Annotated in this window: 15 protein-coding genes; 9 read left to right on the top strand and 6 right to left on the bottom strand. The window is 70.3% G+C overall.

All coding sequences use genetic code 11. The annotated features are described in order from the left end of the window. Window positions 1-74: 74 nt before the first annotated feature. A complete protein-coding gene (locus tag HDC36_RS15310; protein WP_179568958.1) occupies window positions 75-968 on the top strand; it encodes a LysR family transcriptional regulator in 894 nt (297 codons plus the stop codon). Window positions 969-1,243: 275 nt separating this feature from the next. Here HDC36_RS15310 and HDC36_RS15305 read toward each other — a convergent pair whose 3' ends face one another. Then, on the bottom strand, window positions 1,244-2,080 hold the full coding sequence (locus tag HDC36_RS15305; RefSeq protein ID WP_179568956.1) for an SAM-dependent methyltransferase: 837 nt from the start codon (window positions 2,078-2,080) through the stop codon (window positions 1,244-1,246). A gap of 312 nt (window positions 2,081-2,392) precedes the next feature. Between HDC36_RS15305 and HDC36_RS15300 the strand changes: the two genes are divergently transcribed. From HDC36_RS15300 to HDC36_RS15290, 3 genes are all read left to right on the top strand, one after another. Then, window positions 2,393-3,268, top strand: coding sequence for a DMT family transporter (locus tag HDC36_RS15300; protein WP_179568954.1), 876 nt, complete (start codon window positions 2,393-2,395; stop codon window positions 3,266-3,268). 124 nt (window positions 3,269-3,392) lie between these two features. Continuing rightward, a complete protein-coding gene (gene cycA, locus HDC36_RS15295; protein WP_179568952.1) occupies window positions 3,393-4,772 on the top strand; it encodes a D-serine/D-alanine/glycine transporter in 1,380 nt (459 codons plus the stop codon). A 157-nt stretch (window positions 4,773-4,929) separates the two neighbouring features. Further along, window positions 4,930-5,841, top strand: a complete 912-nt coding sequence (locus HDC36_RS15290; RefSeq protein WP_179568950.1) for a CorA family divalent cation transporter — start codon at window positions 4,930-4,932, stop codon at window positions 5,839-5,841. Window positions 5,842-5,872: 31 nt separating this feature from the next. Here the strand turns inward: HDC36_RS15290 and HDC36_RS15285 are convergent, their stop codons facing one another. Beyond that, entirely contained in the window at window positions 5,873-6,232 is a 360-nt protein-coding gene (locus tag HDC36_RS15285) for a hypothetical protein (RefSeq protein WP_179568948.1), read from the bottom strand. A 301-nt stretch (window positions 6,233-6,533) separates the two neighbouring features. On the opposite strand from HDC36_RS15285, the gene HDC36_RS15280 reads away from it, so the two are divergent. The 3 genes from HDC36_RS15280 (at window position 6,534) to HDC36_RS15270 (ending at window position 10,213) form a co-directional block, all read left to right on the top strand. Next, window positions 6,534-7,433: an AraC family transcriptional regulator gene (locus HDC36_RS15280; protein WP_179569444.1), complete on the top strand. Its 900-nt coding sequence runs from the start codon at window positions 6,534-6,536 to the stop codon at window positions 7,431-7,433. A gap of 54 nt (window positions 7,434-7,487) precedes the next feature. Next, window positions 7,488-8,039, top strand: a complete 552-nt coding sequence (locus HDC36_RS15275) for an RNA 2'-phosphotransferase (RefSeq protein WP_179568946.1) — start codon at window positions 7,488-7,490, stop codon at window positions 8,037-8,039. Window positions 8,040-8,119: 80 nt separating this feature from the next. Continuing rightward, entirely contained in the window at window positions 8,120-10,213 is a 2,094-nt protein-coding gene (locus HDC36_RS15270) for an NHL repeat-containing protein (RefSeq protein ID WP_179568944.1), read from the top strand. 280 nt (window positions 10,214-10,493) lie between these two features. On the opposite strand, the gene HDC36_RS15265 is transcribed toward HDC36_RS15270, so the two are convergent. Together HDC36_RS15265 and HDC36_RS15260 are read right to left on the bottom strand one after the other, a co-directional pair. After that, window positions 10,494-11,024: a DUF4410 domain-containing protein gene (locus HDC36_RS15265; RefSeq protein ID WP_255432758.1), complete on the bottom strand. Its 531-nt coding sequence runs from the start codon at window positions 11,022-11,024 to the stop codon at window positions 10,494-10,496. Window positions 11,025-11,129: 105 nt separating this feature from the next. Further along, window positions 11,130-11,921, bottom strand: coding sequence for a transporter substrate-binding domain-containing protein (locus HDC36_RS15260; protein WP_179568942.1), 792 nt, complete (start codon window positions 11,919-11,921; stop codon window positions 11,130-11,132). 290 nt (window positions 11,922-12,211) lie between these two features. Here HDC36_RS15260 and HDC36_RS15255 point away from each other — a divergent pair, with 290 nt between their 5' ends. After that, window positions 12,212-13,198, top strand: coding sequence for a hypothetical protein (locus HDC36_RS15255; protein ID WP_179568940.1), 987 nt, complete (start codon window positions 12,212-12,214; stop codon window positions 13,196-13,198). An 897-nt stretch (window positions 13,199-14,095) separates the two neighbouring features. Further along, the gene (locus HDC36_RS15250) at window positions 14,096-14,869 is read left to right on the top strand and encodes a lytic transglycosylase domain-containing protein (RefSeq protein WP_179568938.1); all 774 of its coding nucleotides are present in this window, start codon (window positions 14,096-14,098) and stop codon (window positions 14,867-14,869) included. A 499-nt stretch (window positions 14,870-15,368) separates the two neighbouring features. Here HDC36_RS15250 and HDC36_RS15245 read toward each other — a convergent pair whose 3' ends face one another. Together HDC36_RS15245 and treA are read right to left on the bottom strand one after the other, a co-directional pair. Further along, window positions 15,369-16,064: an AIM24 family protein gene (locus HDC36_RS15245; protein ID WP_179568936.1), complete on the bottom strand. Its 696-nt coding sequence runs from the start codon at window positions 16,062-16,064 to the stop codon at window positions 15,369-15,371. Window positions 16,065-16,116: 52 nt separating this feature from the next. Next, window positions 16,117-17,808, bottom strand: a complete 1,692-nt coding sequence (treA, locus tag HDC36_RS15240) for an alpha,alpha-trehalase TreA (RefSeq protein ID WP_179568934.1) — start codon at window positions 17,806-17,808, stop codon at window positions 16,117-16,119. Window positions 17,809-17,947 lie beyond the last annotated feature (139 nt).

The following is a 17,947-nucleotide window of genomic DNA, read 5'->3' as shown; positions in this document are numbered from 1 at the left end:
GGCGATTGGGATGCGCCAAGGTAGGTCGCGGCCCGCTATAGTGGAAATGAATTACGGGAATTTCAGCTATAGCCATGCTTAATTTCGGACACCTGGACCTGAACCTGCTGCTGACCCTGGACGCGCTGCTCGCCGAGCACAACGTGACCCGCGCCGCCGCGCGCCTGCACCTGTCGCAGCCCTCTGTCAGTGTGCACCTGGCGAAATTGCGCGAGGCGCTGGACGATCCGCTGCTGCTGCCCGGGCCGCGCGGCATGCGCCCGACCGCGCGTGCCGAGGCCTTGCGCGCGCCGCTGCGGCAGGCGCTGGAAGCGCTGCAGCGTGCGGTGGCGGCGGATGCATCGTTCGATCCCGCGCAGGCGGGCAGCAGTTGGCGCGTGGCCGCGACCGACTACGGCGAATCGACCATCCTGCGGCCGGCGCTGGCGGCGCTGCGCAGCGCGGCGCCGGGCACGCGGCTGGCGGTGCTGGAAATGGCGCCGTTGCAGATCGCGCGCCAGGCCGAGCAGGGCGAGATCGACCTGGCCCTGCACACCCGCGATGGCGCGCCGCCGAACCTGCGCCAGCGCACGCTGTTCGCCGAGCGCTATGTGCTGGCCGGCCGCGCCGGGCATCCGCGGCTGCAGCGGCGCCCGACGCTGGCGCAGTTCTGCAAGCTCGAACACGTGATCGTGTCGCCGGACGGCGGCGGGTTCAGCGGCGTCACCGACGCGGCGCTGCACGCGCGCGGGCTGCAGCGCCGGGTGGTGCTGTCGGTGCCGCATTTCCTGTTCGTCATCGATGCGCTGCTGCGGACCGATCTGGTGGCGATGCTGCCGGAGCGGTTGGTGCGCGCGCATCCCGGGCTGAAGGTCTGCGCGCCGCCGGTGCCCGTGGCCGGCTACGAAATGGCCATGCTCTGGCACGAGCGCGTGCATCGCGATCCGGCGCATCGCTGGTTGCGCGAGCAGATTGCCGCTTCGGTGTGAAGGCAGCGCTACAGCCTTTTCCAGTGTTTTACATGGTGCGGAAGCGGCTGCGGATAGCGTTGGGTCAGCGGTCGCGATGGGCTGTCTGTCGCGGCTGAAGCCGCTCCTACATGGGCGTGCGGCAAGTCAGCAAGGGCATGGCAAGCCGGTTGAATCCACTGTAGGAGGGGCTTCAGCCCCGACGCTTTTTCCCGATGTCGTCAGGCCCACCGTTGCCGGTGGCCCGAGGCGACTCGGCGCGGCTCCTGCAAGGACCACGATCGAGTCGAGACAGCCTAACGACGCGTCGCCAATACCCCATCCAGCGCCAGGTCCGCGCGGAAGCCGGCCTTCTCCAGGCGTTTGGCCACCTCGCGCGGCACGTCGCGGCCGCTGGTCAGTTTGTTCGGGCTGCCGGTGTAGTGGAACAGCCGCCCGCCGCGACGCAGTACCCGCGCGAGCTGGTCGTAGAACGCCTGCGAGTACAGCTCGCCGGCGATGCCGAAGCGCGGCGGGTCGTGCAGCAGCGCATCCATCGAATCGCTGGCGATGGCGCCGACGGCCTGGCCGACGTCGGCGTGCGCCAGCTGCAGGCGCCCCTCGCTGGCGGCCGGATCCGGCGACCACGGATTGAGCGTGCGCAGCCACAGCACGTCGGCGTTCTTCTCGAACGAGTGCAACTGCGCCACGCCGGCCTCCAGCGCGCAGGCGGCGAAATAGCCCAGCCCGCCGCAGGTGTCGAGCACCCGCTTGCCGCGCGGTTCGATCAGCGCGACCTTGCGCCGCGCGTCCTCGAACGGCGACAGCTGCGCGCTGGGCAGCATCTTGATGCCGTCGATCTCGAAGGTCGGCGCGCCCCATTCGGTCGGCACCAGCTTGATCAGCGCGCCGCCGAAGCGCGACACCGGCGCGAAGTCTTCGCCGTCCCAGTGGTAGATCGTGCGGTCCTTGAGCCTGGACGGATACGGATACGCCTGCCCGCGCCACTGCCAGCTGTCCGCGGCGAGCAGGGCCTGGCCCTCGCTGCGCTGCAGGTCCAGCGACCCGGTCCAGGTGGCGGCGCCGCCATCGCGTGCGGCAAGCAGCGCGTCGGCGAGCGGGCGGGTCAGCAGGGGGCCGGAGGACTGGGTCACGTGGAGGGAGGCGATGCGCCAGCGCGCGCTGCGCGAGGCCGGGTCGTCGAGATGGGGAGGGCATCGTAACCGAGGCCCGGTGCGAAGTCCTGCGCTGGCGCGGCCGCGGCGTGCCAGGCCTGCGGTCGTCGGCATGCGTCGCACGGCATTCGTCGGCGACGGCGGCGCAGTCCGCACAGCGGCACCTGGCGCGCGCGCGTGCTGGTTGCGGCGAACCGTCATGGTGGCCGTGGCGATGGCGACGCATAATGATGCCGTCCTCTCCCCCTCAATGGCCGACGCCGCTCGCGGCGCCAGCGCCCAGGATCCGCGATGCTCAAAGGTGTGCTGCTCGGTTTCGCCTGCTATGCCGCTTATTCGATCAGCGATGCGTTCGTGAAGGGCCTGGAGGGCACGCTGCCGGCGTACGAAGTGGTGTTCTTCGGCGCGTTGCTGATGCTCGCCGCGTTGCCGTTCCTGAAGAAGCGCGGCGACCGCTGGCGCGAGGTGGTGGTGGCGCAGCGCCCCAGCATCTGGCTGTTGCGCGCGTTCACCGGCGCGGTCGGCAATCTGTCGGCGGTCACCGCGTTCACGCTGTTGCCGATGGCCGAGGCGTTCGCGCTGATCTTCCTGATGCCGATCTTCGTCACCGTGCTGTCGGTGCTGCTGCTCAAGGAGGAGGTGCGCTGGCGGCGCTGGCTGGCGGTGATCGTCGGCTTCATCGGCGTGCTGGTCGTGTTGCGGCCCGGCTTCCGGCACCTGGGCGAGGGCCATGTCGCGGCCATCGTCTGCGGCCTGGTCGGGGCGATCTCGGTGATCAGCCTGCGCATGGCCGGGCCGGGCGAGAAGCGCCTGACCCTGTACGGCGCCGGCGTGCTCGGCCCGTTGCTGATGGGCGCGCTGCTGATGTTGCCGACCTTCGTGTGGCCGACCTGGCAGCAATGGGTGCTGCTCGCCGGCTATGGCCTGCTCGCGGGGCTGGCGGCGATCTTCCTGATGTACGCGTCGCGGCTGGCCCCGGTCAGCGCGGTGGCGCCGACCCAGTACAGCCAGATGCTTTGGGCGATCGGCTTCGGCTACTGGCTGTTCCACGACCACCTGGACTGGCCGATGCTGGTCGGCATCGCGCTGATCCTGGGCGCAGGGCTGTTCACCCTGGTGCGCGAGGAAAAAGTCACGCAGTGGTGGCGCCGCACCAAGATCGTCTGAAGCGCCGGCGCCCGGGCGTGGCGCGCCTTGTGCCGATTTCCGCGCGCAACGCGGGCGCAGCGCTCTGGCGCGTGCGCGTCGCATCTTCTATGTTGTCGGATCGTCCCCGCCGATGGCCGCGCCCATGTCCGACCCGTCCGCCCAGCCCGACCATCTCAAGCGCAGCCTGTCCAACCGCCACCTGCAGCTGATCGCGATCGGCGGCGCCATCGGCACCGGCCTGTTCATGGGCTCGGGCAAGACCATCAGCCTGGCCGGGCCGTCGATCCTGTTCGTATACCTGATCATCGGCGCGATGCTGTTCTTCGTGATGCGCGCGATGGGCGAACTGCTGCTGTCGAACCTGGAGTACAAGTCGTTCATCGACTTCTCCACCGACCTGCTTGGCCCCTGGGCCGGGTTCTTCTGCGGCTGGACCTACTGGTTCTGCTGGATCATCACCGCCATCGCCGACGTGATCGCGATCGCCGCGTACGCGCAGTTCTGGTTCCCGGGCCTGGCGCCGTGGATCCCGGCGATGCTGTGCGTGCTGTTGCTGCTGAGCCTGAACCTGGTGACGGTGAAGCTGTTCGGCGAAATGGAATTCTGGTTCGCGCTGATCAAGATCGTGGCCATCTGCGCGTTGATCCTCACCGGCGCCGGGCTGGTGGCCTGGGGCTTCCAGTCGCCGTCGGGGCATGTGGCGGCGCTGGCCAATCTGTGGAACGACGGCGGCATGTTCCCGATGGGCATCGGCGGCTTCTTCGCCGGTTTCCAGATCGCGGTGTTCGCCTTCGTCGGCATCGAGCTGGTCGGCACCACCGCCGCCGAGACCGCCGACCCGCAGCGTAACCTGCCCAAGGCGATCAATTCGATCCCGGTGCGGATCCTGGTGTTCTACGTGCTGGCGCTGATCGCGATCATGGCGGTGACGCCGTGGCGCGAGGTGGTGCCGGGCAAGAGCCCGTTCGTGGAGCTGTTCGTGCTGGCCGGGGTGCCGGCCGCGGCCAGCCTGATCAACTTCGTGGTGCTGACCTCGGCCACCTCGTCGGCCAACAGCGGCATCTTCTCCACCAGCCGCATGCTCTACGGCCTGGCCGAGGAGCGGCATGCGCCGCGCGGTTTCGCCCGGCTGTCGCGCGCGGCGGTGCCGGCGCGCGGCCTGCTGTTCTCCTGCGCGTGCCTGCTCGGCGGCACGCTGCTGGTGTACCTGATCCCGAACCTGGTCACCGCCTTCACCCTGGTCACCACGCTGGCCGCGGTGCTGTTCATGTTCGTCTGGTCGCTGATCCTGTGCGCGTACATCGCCTACCGACGCAAGCGCCCGCAGCTGCATGCGACCTCGGCGTTCAAGATGCCCGGCGGCGTGGTCATGTGCTACGTGTGCCTGGCGTTCTTCGCCTTCGTGCTGGCGCTGCTGACGCTGCAGGACGACACCCGGCAGGCGTTGCTGGCCAGCCCGGCCTGGTTCCTGCTGCTGGGCATCGGCTATGCGTTGAAGCGCCGCGGTGGCGCGCGCGCCTGAGCGGCGGCAGCGTGGCGAGGGCCGGCCGTAGCGCGGCGATGGCGCTGTTCGGCGCGATGGCGCGGCGTTGGCCGCCGCACCGCGTGCCTGCGCCGTTGACGTTCGCTTCAGCCGCGGCGGAGGATGCTCGCGCCCTCCCGCCATCAAGCCGATCCCGATGATCACGATCCACCGCATTGCCGGAACCTCCGCGCAACCGTTCTGCTGGGTGGATCTGTGCCAGCCCAGCCGCGAGGAACTCGCCGAGGCCGACCGGCAGGTGGGGTTCGCCTTGCCCACGCGGGCGGCGATCGGCGAGATCGAGTTCAGCAGCCGGGTGCGCATCGAGGGCGATGTGCTGTTCCTCAACGTGCCGCGCTTCCAGGACGACGACGGCCCGACCGCGCCGCTGGGCTTCGCGCTGTCGCCGCGGATGCTGGTGACCCAGCGCGAGCAGCGCATGGACTCGCTGGAAGCGGTGGCTGCGCAACTGGAAAAGAATCCGTGCCGGACCAGCGACGATCTGCTGCTGCGCCTGCTCGATCAGGTGGTCGGCCGCCTGGCGGACCGGCTGGAAGCGTTGGAGGCGGAGATCACCGAGACCACGCGCGCTGTCTTCGACGAACCCTACAAGTCGCGCGACATGGAACGGATGCTGCGCCAGGTCGGCGGCATGGGCCGGCGGCTCGGCGGCATGCACAACGCCGGGCAGGGCCTGTTGCGCCTGGCCACCTACCTGGACGGCGCCGCGCCGGACTGGTTCGGCGCCGATGCGGCCAAGCGGATCGGCCTGCTGCACAAGGACCTGGTCACCCTGGGCGAGTTCGAGCAGCACCTGGACGATCGCGTCGAGTTCCTGCTCGACAGCGTGCTGGGCATGATCAACATGGACCAGAACAACGTGATGAAGGTGATGGCGGTGGCGTCGGTGGTGGGCATTCCGCCGACGGTGCTGGTCGGCATCTGGGGCATGAACTTCGCGCACATGCCCGAGCTCAAGTGGCACGACGCCTATTACTGGGCGCTGGGCGTGATCGCGCTGAGCGTGGTGCTGCCGCTGGCGTGGTTCCGCCGCCGCGGCTGGGTGTGAGCGCGGCGGCGGGTGCAGGCGCTCGCGATTGCTAGGCGGCGAGGCTGTCCGCCTCGGTTTCCGCCTCGCTGTCGTCGCGCTCCTCGCCGCTGACGTGCTGCACCGGCGCGATGTCCCAGGACACCGTGTCCGGATCGATCAGTGCATGGATCGCGGCGCCTTGCAGTTCGCGCATCAGCCGCCGCGCCGAGGCGGTGCCGTGCGCCACGCTGTCCCACAGCAGCATGTCGACCACGGTGCCGTCGCGGCGCCGCGCGATGCGCCGCGAGCGGAAGCCGGGCTGGCGTTGCAGCCAGGCATCGACCTCGGCGTTGGCGCGCAGGAAGGTGCGCCAGGTGCAGTCCTGCAGGCGGAAGGTGGTGATTTCCAGGGCTTCGCTATGCGCTTGCATCGGCTCAGCCCTGCGCTTTGCGCGGCGCGGCGCAGTGTGGGGAAAGCGGGCGGCAGGGCACGGCGGCGGCGATCGGCGCACAGGTGGGGGAGGAGGGGAGCAGGATGGGCATGGGAGCACTCCGGTAGACGCGACGGGGGATCCGGCCTGAACAGAATGCGAGCGCGGCGCCGTGCCGCGTTATCGCGATCCCGCGGAATTCTTGTCCGATCCTGCAAACCGTGCCGCGGCGGCGAACGCGCCGTCGCAGCATCAGGCAAGCTGTATGTCCCTGGATTGCCCGCCACCGCGCCCGACGCCGATGACCGCGCTCGCCGACCGCTATCAAGAAATCGCCGCACTCATTGCCCGATTGGCCGTCCCCGACGGCGACGGCGATACCGCCATCGACGGCTTGTTCTGTTCCTACCGCACCGCGCCCTCGCCAAAGGCACACACCGCGCAGTGGCCCTGCTTCGCCCTGGTGGTGCAGGGCGAGAAGTGCCTGAGCCTGGGCACGGAGGAATACCGCTACGCGGCCGGCACCTATCTGCTGGTGGCGCTGGACCTGCCGGTGGTATCGCGCATCACCCAGGCCAGCCCGGAGCAGCCATTGCTGGGCTTGGCCATGGCGATCCGCCCGGACCGGCTGCGCGACCTGCTCGAACGCATTCCGCTGCCGGCGCAGGCCAGCGCCGATTGCGTGCGCGGCGTGTCGGTCAACACCGCCAGCGCGGCGTTGCTGGATGCGACGCTGCGCATGCTCCGGTTGCTGGAACAGCCCGACGACATCGCCGCGATGGCGCCGCTGATCGAGCAGGAAATCCTGTATCGCCTGCTGACCGGACCGTGCGGCCCGAATCTGCTGCGCATCGCGCAGGAGGACAGCCCCAGCAACCGTATCGCCAAGGCGATCGCGTGGTTGCGCCAGCACTACGCCGAACCGATACGGATCGAAGACCTGGCGCGACAGGTGAACATGAGCGCGTCTTCGCTGCATCACCATTTCAACGCGGTGACCTCGATGACCCCGCTGCAATACCAGAAGCAGCTGCGCCTGCGCGAGGCGCGGCGGCTGATGGTGGTGGAGCGGATGGACGTGGGTTCGGCCGGCTATCGCGTCGGCTATCAGAGCCCGTCGCAGTTCAGCCGCGAATACAGCCGCCTGTACGGCCGTTCGCCGCGCAACGACCTGGCCGAACAGCTCGGCCTGAGTGGCTGATCGCGCCGACGTGGTCTATCGTGCCCGGCCCGAGTGCATGCCGAGGCCGCTGCGATGGAAGGTTCCGACGAGACCGCGAGCAGGTTCCTGAGCTGGGTGCTGCGGCACCAGCCGCAGGCGATCGGACTGCAGCTCGATGCGCAGGGCTGGGCATCGATCGACGCACTGCTGCGGCTGGCGCAGCCCACGCATCCGTTGACCCCCGCGCAACTGCAGCGGGTGGTGGCGGACAGCGACAAGCAGCGTTTCGCGATCAGCGCCGATGGCCTGCGCATCCGCGCCAACCAGGGGCATTCGCTGCCGGTGGACCTGGGCCTTGCATCCGTGGAGCCGCCGCCGCAGCTGTACCACGGCACGGCGACCCGCTTTTTGGACGCGATCCGCCGCGATGGGTTGCTGCCGGGCCAGCGCCAGCACGTGCACCTGTCGGTGTCGGCGGACACGGCGTTGCAGGTCGGGCAGCGCTATGGACGGGCCGTGTTGCTGACGGTGCGCGCGCAGGCCATGGCCGAGGCCGGGCATGCGTTCCATCGCGCCGACAACGGCGTCTGGCTGACCGCGCAGGTGCCGGTGGCGTTCATCGATTTCGCAGGCGCGCTCGCTTAGGGAGGCCGCCAGCACGCGCGCGCTTCCCTGCGCCGCGCGCTTTGTCTAAGGTGCCTGACCATTCGTCGCGCGGGCAGGATATGAGAAAGACCGGGGTGTGGCTGCTGTTGCTGGCGCTGGTATCGCTCGCGTTGTTCGCTTGGTGGCGAAGCGAACGTCCGCACAGCGTAGCGCGCGCCTCCAGCGCACCGGCGCCGACGCCGTTGGGTTGGCTGGCGCAGCTGCAGTGGGTGGCCGGCGACGGCGTGCGCGGCCTGGCCGATGGCGCCGCGGGACGCGCACGCTTCGCCGATCCCTACGGCATCGTGGTCGATGCGCACGGCGTGCTGTACGTGACCGATGCCGGCGACAACAACCGCATTCGCCGCATCGCCCGCGACGGCACGGTCGCCACCGTTGCCGGCGGCGCCGAAGGCTTCGCCGACGGCATCGCCAGTGCGGCGCGCTTCGCCACGCCATCGGGCATCGCCGTGGACGCGGCGGGCACGCTGTACATCGCCGATACCGGCAACCATGCGATCCGCAAGCTCAGCGCGCAGGGCGTGGTGACGACGCTGGCCGGCGACGGCACGGCCGGCTTCCGCGATGGCCCGGCCGCGCAGGCGCGCTTCAACGGCCCGATGGGCGTGGCGGTGGATGCGCAGGGGCGCGTCTATGTCGCCGATACCTACAACGACCGCATCCGCGTGATCGAGCGCGACGGCCAGGTGCGCACGCTCGCCGGCGGCGATCGCCCCGGCTATGCCGATGGCATCGGCGCCGAAGCGCGCTTCGATACGCCGACCGACCTGAAGGTGGATCGCGCCGGCGTGCTGTGGATCGCCGACCTGCGCAACGACGCGATCCGCCAGCTGCTGCCGGACGGGCGGGTGGTTACCCTGGCCGGCGCCAGCGAGGCGTCGCCGCTATCTCGGCCGCTGAGTCTGGGGCTGACCTTCGATGGCCACGGCTACGTGGGCAGCGACGACGGCCGCGTGCTGCAGGTCACCTCGACCGGACACGTGCTGGTGCTGTCCGGCGAGCGCAGCGACACCCGCCTGGCGCGTCCGGCCGGCGTGACCGTGGCCGCGGACGGCGCGGTCTATGTCACCGATGCGGGCAGCGCGCGGGTGCACCGGTTGCTGCCGACCACGCCGCAGGCCGCTGCCGCCGCCGCGCCCGTGGTGATCGGACCCGCCGCCGCACAGCCGCTGCCGGCCACCCACGGCCGCTGGCCGCTGCGTCCGCAGGATGGCTGGCACGAAGTGGTCGGCACGCTCGGCGAGGTGCGCGGCAACTACCAGGGCGAGAGCCGCGACCATCTGCATGCGGGCCTGGATATCCGTGGCGACGTCGGGCAGACGGTCTACGCCATCGCCGATGCCAAGGTCGCCAGCCCCAGCGCGACCTGGGCGCTGGGCAAACTCGGCGAAGGCATGGCGCTGGACCAGCTCGGCTACATCCACATGCGCGTGGGGCGCACCGCGCAGGGCGCGTTGCTGGATCCGCAGCGCTTCCATCTGCTCGCCGACGACAGCGGCGCGCCGGAACGGGTGCGCGTGCTGCGCGGCACCCGCTTCGCCGCCGGCGACGCGCTGGGCACGATCAACGCGATGGCGCATGTGCATCTGAGCGTGGGCGCCAGCGGCTTCGAACGCAATGCGGTGCTGCTCGGCTTCCGCGACTACGCCGATCACTACCCGCCGCAGATCCAGCGCATCGAGCTGTTCGACGGCAACGGCCAGGCGCTGCCGGCGACGCAAGGACGGGTGCGGGTGGCGCGCGGCAACGGCGGCGTGCAGATCGTGGTGGAGGCCTGGGACCAGGTGGATCGCAACCTGCCGCGCCGGCGCCTTGGCCTGTATGCGCTGGGCTACGAGGTGCTCGATGCGCAAGGCCGGCCGCTGCCTGGTGCCGCGCCGGCGCAGCCGAGCATCCAGTTCGACCGCATGCCCGCCGATGCCGATGCGGTGAAGGTGGCATACGCGGCCGACAGCGGCATCACCGTGCACGGCAGCGCCACGACCCGCTTCCGCTACGTGGTGACCAACACCGTGCGCGACGGCCGCATCGCCGAAGGACGATGGCAGCCGAGCGCGCTGCCCGCGGGCGACTATCTGATCCGCATCACCGCCAGCGACTACAGCGGCAACCAGGCCACGGCCAATCGCGACCTGCGGGTGACGCTGGAGTAGGCGCACGGCACCGCGGCGAGATGCGCGCGCGACACGTTGAGCCATCTGCACAGGCGCGTTCCGGAGCCGATGCTCTTGTCGATCTGCAGGCATGCGCCCTTTTTGTAGGAGCGACTTCAGTCGCGACGGGCATTACCGATAAAGCCCGTCGCGACTGAAGTCGCTCCCACAACGCCGCGTCACTTTCGAATACCCGCGTGGGGCGTGTTCCGGCACAGTCATCGCGCGCGGAGAACGCCAGTTGCGTCCTCCGCACAACGGCGATCGCCAGCGCACCTGCCTACTGCAGCTGCTTGAGCCGTTCGACGATTTCTTCGGCGTGGCGGCCGACCAGGCCTTCGGACGTGCCCCAGGCGCTGGTATTGGTCGACTCGACATCGAAACGCGCAGCGGTCTTGCCATCTGCGCCCGCGACCTCGACCTTGCTCTTGATCTTGTCGCGCCCGGCCATGATGCCGGCCCAGAAACGCGCACCGTTGCTGCGCATGTAGTAATGGTCGATGGTGATCGTCATCTTGCGCGCGTCGGCACTGCCCTCGGCGCCGCGCAGATGCGCCGCGTCCAGTTTTTCGTCGAGCTGGCGCTGGAACATGCCCAGGCTTTCGGCGTCGGTGTCTTCGTTGCCTTTGACCTGGCACCAGTAGGTTTCCGGCGCCGCGGCCTTGTAGCTCTGGCGCACCACGCTATTGGTCGAGCACCCGGCCACCAGCATCACGCTCGCCAGCGCGAGCGCGCTCCATCCGTTCTTCATGAGTGTCCCCTTGTCGATGTCCCTTTCTGCCGGAGCGATCGCCGCCGGCGTCGGCAGCATAGCGCCTTGCCGGCGGGATCGCGAAGGACCGCCGGGCGCTCTCCGCATGCACCGCCGGCACCATGCACTGCAGCGACTGGCGACAGGCTGTCTGCGATGCGGGCGCTAGTCCGCCGCATCTCCCAACCACGGCGCCTGCGCCTTGCGGTACTCGCCGCTGGCCTTGCTCAGGTGCAGCCACTGGTCCACGTAGGCCTTCCAGGCCATGTCGTCGCGCGGCAGCAGGAACGCCTTTTCGCTGTACTGCAGCGGCTGTTGCGGATTCACCGCGCACAGGCCGTGCATGCGGCGCTGCTGGAAGCGCGCTTCGGAAGCATCGGTGATCATCACGTCGGCGCGGCCTTCGAGCAGTTCGCGGAAGATCGCGGTGTTGTCGTCGGACAGGGTCAGCCGCGCCTGCGGCAGTTCGCGGCGGGCGAAGGCTTCGTTGGTGCCGCCGCGCGGTTCGATCACCCGCACCTCGGCGCGATCGATCTGCGCGATGTCGCGATAGCGCTGCTGGTCGGCGCAGCGCACCAGCGGGATCTTGCCGTCCACGTCGAGCACGGCACTGAACCAGGCGTGGCGCTGCCGCTGCAGCGACACCGAGATGCCGCCGACGGCGATGTCGCAGCGATCGGCGAGCAGGTCCGGCAGCAGCGTCGCCCAGCGCGTGGGGACCCAGGTCACCGGCACCTCCAGGCTGGCCGCGAGCGATTGCGCCAGGGCGATGTCGATGCCTTCATAGCCGCCGTCCGCACGCAGCAGGCTGTAGGGCAGATAGTCGCCGGTGGTGCACACGCGCAGCGTGCCGCGCTGCGCGATGCTGTCCAGGTGCGACGGCGCGGCAGTGGCCGGGAGCGCCGCGGCGGCGCTCAGCAGGCAGGCGCCCAGCCAGCGGATCGTTGCGTGCTTCATGGCAGACGGGTTTTCACGACGGGGCGTTCTCCAAACCAGGGGGCGACGCGTGTTGGCTGTACGCCGGCTGTCGCTGCAGCTGCGCCGGCCACCTTAGCCGGTTTCCTCGCGACACGGCGCAGCGTCAAGCGTGGCGGGGGTTTTGCACCCGCAGTCCGGCGGCGGGTGGCAGCACATGACGGCGTTGGACGTCGATTGACACGTTGCGGCACAGGAACTCACGGCACCATAGCGGAGTCCGGAGACAATCCTCCGGTGGACGCATACCTCGCTATGGAATCTCGATCGTCGTGACGTCTGCGCCTGCGGAAGACCGGCTGCTGCACCTGGGCGCGGCCGCCACCACCTTGCTGATCCTGCTGTTGCTCGGCCGCCTGCTGTTGATCGCGCCGGCGGCGGCGCCGCCGCGCGTCCACGACGCGATGCGGCTGGTGTTCGTGCCGCGCCCGGAACCGGTCGCCGCGCCGCCGCCGTCACCGCAGGCCGCCCAGTCCGCGCCGCATGCCGCGGCACGGCGCGCGCCGGCCACCGCGCGCGCGGCGCAAGCGCCGCTGCCGCCACCGACCCGCACTGCCGCTCCCGTGGCCACGCAGGCCGCGCCGATGAGCGCCACGCTGTACACCCGCGACGGCAGCGCGCGGTTGCCGGACGGCGTGGCGGTGGATCCGTTCGCCGAGGCGCAAGGCACCCCGCCGGGCACCACCAATCCGCGCGACCTGGCCAAGGCCAAGCGCCTGCTCGAGCGTCCGAACCCGATCGACTACCGGCCCACCCGCTTCGACAAGGATTGGGCCACCAGCGGCACCCTGGGCGACGTGGCGATGCAGGGCATCGGCGATGCGATGAAGAAGATGCTGCCCAAGAGCACCCACCAGTCGGCGGTGGCGCGGCCGCCGCCGGACGTGCGCTTCAACCCGGCGCTGCACGAGCGCCCGGGCGACCTCGGCAGCGAGGCCACCGGCGATGCCTACAAGGCCGCGCCGATCGCGTTGGAAAAGGCGCCGGGCCTGGACGGCGAAGCCAGCCGCCTGATCCGCAAGGCGATCGGCGAACTGGAGCAGCGCCGCGCGGCCTGCCCGGCGGCGCAGCGCAGCCGCCTGCTGCAGCCGGTGCTGGACAACCTGGACGAACTGCAGCGCGTGGAAAAGGCCATGGCCCACGGCGCCGACCCGATCCTGGCGCAGCAGACCCTGCCGCGCGCCGCCGACAGCGCCTACGACCTGGCGCGGCGCGCGCTGTGGTATGCCGACCAGAAACTGGCGGCGTGCGCGCCGTAGCGGTGGCGCTTTCCCGGCTGCGTGCCGTTGTAGGAACGGCTTCAGCCGCGACAAGCGGCGTGGGCCGGCTATCCGCGCTCGGAAGCAGTCGAGACTGAAGTCCCTCCCACAGTGCATCCGGCCGGCGCGCCGCAAGCCTCTCCTGTAGGAGCGGCTTCAGCCGCGACAAACGGAGTGGGCCGGCTATCCGATCTCGGAAGCGGCCAGGACTGAAGTCCCTCCCACAGCGCACCCGGCCGGCGCACCGCAAGCCTCTCCTGTAGGAGCGGCTTCAGCCGCGACGAACGGAGTGGGCTGGCTATCCGATCTCGGAAGCGGCCGGGACTGAAGTCCCTCCCGCACTGCACCCGGCCGGCGCGCCGCAAGCCTCTCCTGTAGGAGCGGCTTCGGCCGCGACGAACGGAGTGGGCTGGCTATCCGATCTCGGAAGCGGCCAGGACTGAAGTCCCCCCCACAGTGCACCCGGCCGGCGCACCGCAAGCCTCTCCAGTAGGAGCGGCTTCAGCCGCGACGAACGGAGCGGGCTGGCTATCCGATCTCGGAAGCGGCCAGGACTGACGTCCCTCCCACAGTGCACCCGGCCGGCGCGCCGCAAGCCTCTCCTGTAGGAGCGGCTTCAGCCGCGACAAACGGCGTGGGCGGGCTATCCGATCTCGGAAGCGGCAGGGACTGAAGTCCCCCCACAGTGCACCCGGCCGGCGCGCCGCAAGTCTCCTGTGGGAGCGACTTCAGTCGCGACGAGCGGAGCCTGAACTGCAGCGGCGTCGGCAACATGTCGCGGCTGAAGCCGCTCCTACACGGCGCGCGTCAGAAAGCGCCGTCCGCCCGGTCCTCACCTGCGCCGACGTCCGGTGCGCGATGATGCGCGCCCGCCTTCGCCCGTTCCGTCAGCCGCCCATGCCCTGTTCCCGAACGCTACTGGTCCTGCTGCTGTCGTGCTGCGTCGTCGCCGGCGCGCAGGCGCGCACGGTGTACCGCTGCGTGCGCGACGGCACGGTCAGCCTAGCGACCGCGCCGGAGCCCGGCTCCAAATGCACGCCGAAGGAGCTCGACGATGCCGCGATCGCCACGCCCAACCTGTGGGGCAGCATGGGCGTGTTCAGCGGCACCCTGTACGAGCGCGAGCAGGACGGGCGCCTGGTGTACTCCACGCGCAATCTGCCCGGGTCGCGTCCGTACCTGCGCTTCACCGCAGTCACTCCGCCGGGCGAGGCGGCGCATCCGGGACTGGGCAAGGTCGGCGCGCCGCAGTTGAACATGCACGCCAAGCAATTCCGCGCCGCGGCGCGCGCCACCGGTGTGGACGACCCGTGGCTGCGCGCGATCGCGCACGCCGAAAGCGGCTTCGACGCGGCGGCGGTGTCGCCGAAGGGCGCACAGGGCGTGATGCAGCTGATGCCCGAAGTGGCGAAGGAATACGGCGTGGCCGATCCGTTCGCCGCCGACCAGTCGATCGCCGGCGGCGCGCGCTACATGCAGTCGCTGCTGCGCCGCTACCAGGGCGACCGCACGCTCGCCGCGGCCGCCTACAACGCCGGCATCGGCACCGTGGCGCGCTATCGCGGCGTGCCGCCGTATGCGGAAACCCGCGACTACATCGACAAGGTGATGGCGCTCTATCAACGCTACCGCGAAGCGATGGGAATCAAGACGGAAACGCCGGCGCAGTAGCGCGGGTTCCCACGTAAGGCTTGCAGGTCGCGCGGTCGCGCGCTTCCCCGCCGACGCACGCACGATCGAACCTGGCATCCGCACACATGCCGCCACGGTGCGTCCGCGCAGCGCGCGGCAGCGCAGGGAGCATGGTGCACCGACCCGGCGGCTATGCGCGGCATCCGGCCATTCCATCGGCAAGCCAGGCTGACCGTGTGTGCCAGCCCTCAGCGCCTGGCCTGCGGCGCACTTCGTCGTACGGCTGCACCATTCCCGGCGATCGCCTGCGAAACGCAACTGCATGCTCTCGCCGCCGCCGCGGTCAGGCAGCGCGTCCAGGCTGACGCAGGCGCTAGTCTCCGGTGCTCGGCCTCAGCGCCTGGCCTGCAGCGCACTTCGTCGTACGGCTGCGCCATTCCCCGCAATCGCCTCCAAAACGTAGCTGCATGCTCTCGCCGCAGCCGCGGCCAGGCAGCGCGTCCATGCTGACGCCGGCGCCGGTCTCCGGCGCCCGGGCTCAGCTCTTCGCCTGCAGCGCCACTTCCTCGTACGGCTGCACCACCACCCAACCTTCGCCGGCGAAGCGCAGCTGGATGCTCTCGCCGGAGCCGCGCCCGAGCAGCGTGCCCAGGCTGACGTCGGCGACGATCTCCGGGGTCAGCCCGCCGGACCAGGCCACGGTGGCGTTGGGGTCGGTGAACACCGGGCCGCTCTGCGCGTTGACCGGCAGCGTCAGCGGTTCGTAGTGCGAGGTGATGGCGACGATGCCGTGGCCGCTCAGGCGCACGTTGAACAGGCCGCCGGAGAGCATGCCGGCGACCTTGCGCATCATGGTGATCTGGCTGTCGATGCCGGCCTCGATGGCGAGCACGTCGTTGCCGTTGACGAAGATCGACTCGCCGGCCAGGCGCAGCAGGGTGATCTTCTTGCCGGCGTCGGCCAGATAGACGCGGCCCTGGCCCTCGATCTTCATCAGCTGCATGCCTTCGCCGCTGACCGCCTTCTTCAGCAGGTTGCCCAGGCCCTGTTCCAGCAGGCCCTGGCGGGTGAACTTGACCGCGCCCTTGCGCGCGACCATGGCCCCGGCCTTGGCCCACACCAGGCCGTCCAGGCGCACTTCCAGCAGGTGCGGGCTTTCCAGTTCGAACGCGTCCGCCGAGGCGTCCTTCTCGCGCGAGGCCGACAGGAATTCGGCCAGGGTACGTACGCTCATCTTCGATCCTTGGGTCTGGGCAAGGATCGCAGCATACCCGCCGGCCGGCGCCTCAGGGCGTGGCCGGCTCCGGCTGCCGCGCCTGCTGCGCGGCCGGCGTCAGCGCTGGGGCGGGCGCCTGCTTGGCGTACAGGTCCAGCAACAGCAGGGTCACGCCGTTGGTCCAGCCGAAGCCGTCCTGCAGCGCGTATTCGCCGCCGCCGCCGCCCTGCGCCTTGGCGTCGACGCCGTACTTCTCCACCAGCTTGTGCTGCTGCGCGAACAGCGCCTGCACCCGCGCCAGGAAGCGGCTGCCGATGCGCTGCGCCAGCGCGTCCTGGCCGTAGCGGCGCAGGCCGTCCACCGCGATCCATTGCAACGGCGCCCAGCCGTTGGGCTCGTCCCATTGCTGGCCGGTATGCAGGCGGGTGGTGGCCAGGCCGCCGGGACGCAGCAGCTGCGCCTGCACGGTGTCGGCGCTGCGCTTGGCGCGCGCCGGCGAGGCGATGCCGACGAACAGCGGATACAGCGCCGCGGCGGTGACCTGGTCGCGCAGCCGGCGCTGCTGCCAGTCGTAGTCGGCGTAGTAGCCGGCATCGCTCCACAGGTGCTTGTCCATCGCGGTCTTGCGCGCGCTGGCCAGGGCCGCGTAGTCGGTGTCGCAGCCGGCCGCGCCCGGGTTCTTGGCGCAGGCCAGGGCCAGGGTGGTTTCGAGGTGGTAGAGCAGGCTGTTGAGATCGACCGGGACGATGGCGGTGGTGCGGATCGTGGCCAGGGTCTTGCGGTCGCCCAGCCAGCGGCTGGAATAGTCCCAGCCGCTCTCGGCGCCGGCGCGCAGGTCGCGGTAGACCTCGGCGGCCGGGCGGTCCTTGGCCTCGGCGGCGGTGCGCACGTCGTGCAGCCAGGCTTCCGGGCGCGGCGTGTCGCGCGCGTCCCAGTAGCGGTTGAGCAGGCTGCCGTCGGCCAGCCGCACCACGTGCGCCTGCGCGCTGCCCGGCGCCAGCGCCTGCGCGCCCTGCATCCAGTACGCGTATTCCTTCTGCAGCTGCGGCAGGTAGCGCGCATAGGCGGCGTCGCCTTCCACCTTGGCCTGCAGCTGCACCATGTGCGAGAAGAACGGCGGCTGCGAGCGGCTCAGGTAGTAGCTGCGGTTGCCGTTGGGGATGTGCCCGTAGGTGTCGATCAGGTAGGCGAAGTTGTCCAGCATCTGCCGGCTGCGTTCGCGCTCGCCGCTCTCGACCAGGCCGAGCATGGTGAAGTACGAATCCCAGTAGTAGACCTCGCGGAAGCGCCCGCCCGGCACCACGTAGGGCTGCGGCAGCGACAGCAGGCTGCTGTGCGCCGGCACGTCCACCTGGCGCCGCACCAGCAGCGGCCACAGCGCGTCGATGTGCTCGCGCAGGCCGGTGTCCTGGCGGATCGCCTCGGTCTGCACCGGGCCGGATTCCTCGAAGTTGGCGGCGACGAAGCGGCGCAGGTCGAAGTCCGGCTGCTGGCGCTGGGCCAGGTAGTCGGCGTTGATCAGGGCCGGGTCGCGCAGCGGCAGCGCATCGACGAAGTGCTTCTGGTCGTCGAACAGTTCCTGCTGCTGCACCGCCTGGAACAGTTCGGGGTAGGCCAGGTCCGGGGTCAGCGGCGCGGGCGCCGGCGCGGTCTGCATCGCGGTCGGCGCGGGCTGCGCCGAGGCGGTGTCGTAGTTGCCCAGCAGCAGGCCCAGCGACAGGCTCAGCAGCGGCGTGCAACAGGGAGGAGCGGCATGGCTCATCTCGGGTCCAGAGCAGGATGCGTGCGGCATGGTAAACGACCGAAGGAGGAGGCGGGTGACTGGCGGCTGTGGCGGCCGCGCGCTGGCGAGACCTGGAAGCGCGGAGCGATCCGACCGAGCCGCGACGCGATCGGCCGAT

This window comes from Xanthomonas sp. JAI131, assembly GCF_013410075.1.
GTDB classification, from domain to species: domain Bacteria; phylum Pseudomonadota; class Gammaproteobacteria; order Xanthomonadales; family Xanthomonadaceae; genus Xanthomonas_A; species Xanthomonas_A bonasiae.
The sequence above is the reverse complement of the archived record's forward strand: the minus strand, read 5'-3'. Positions and strand labels throughout refer to the sequence as shown.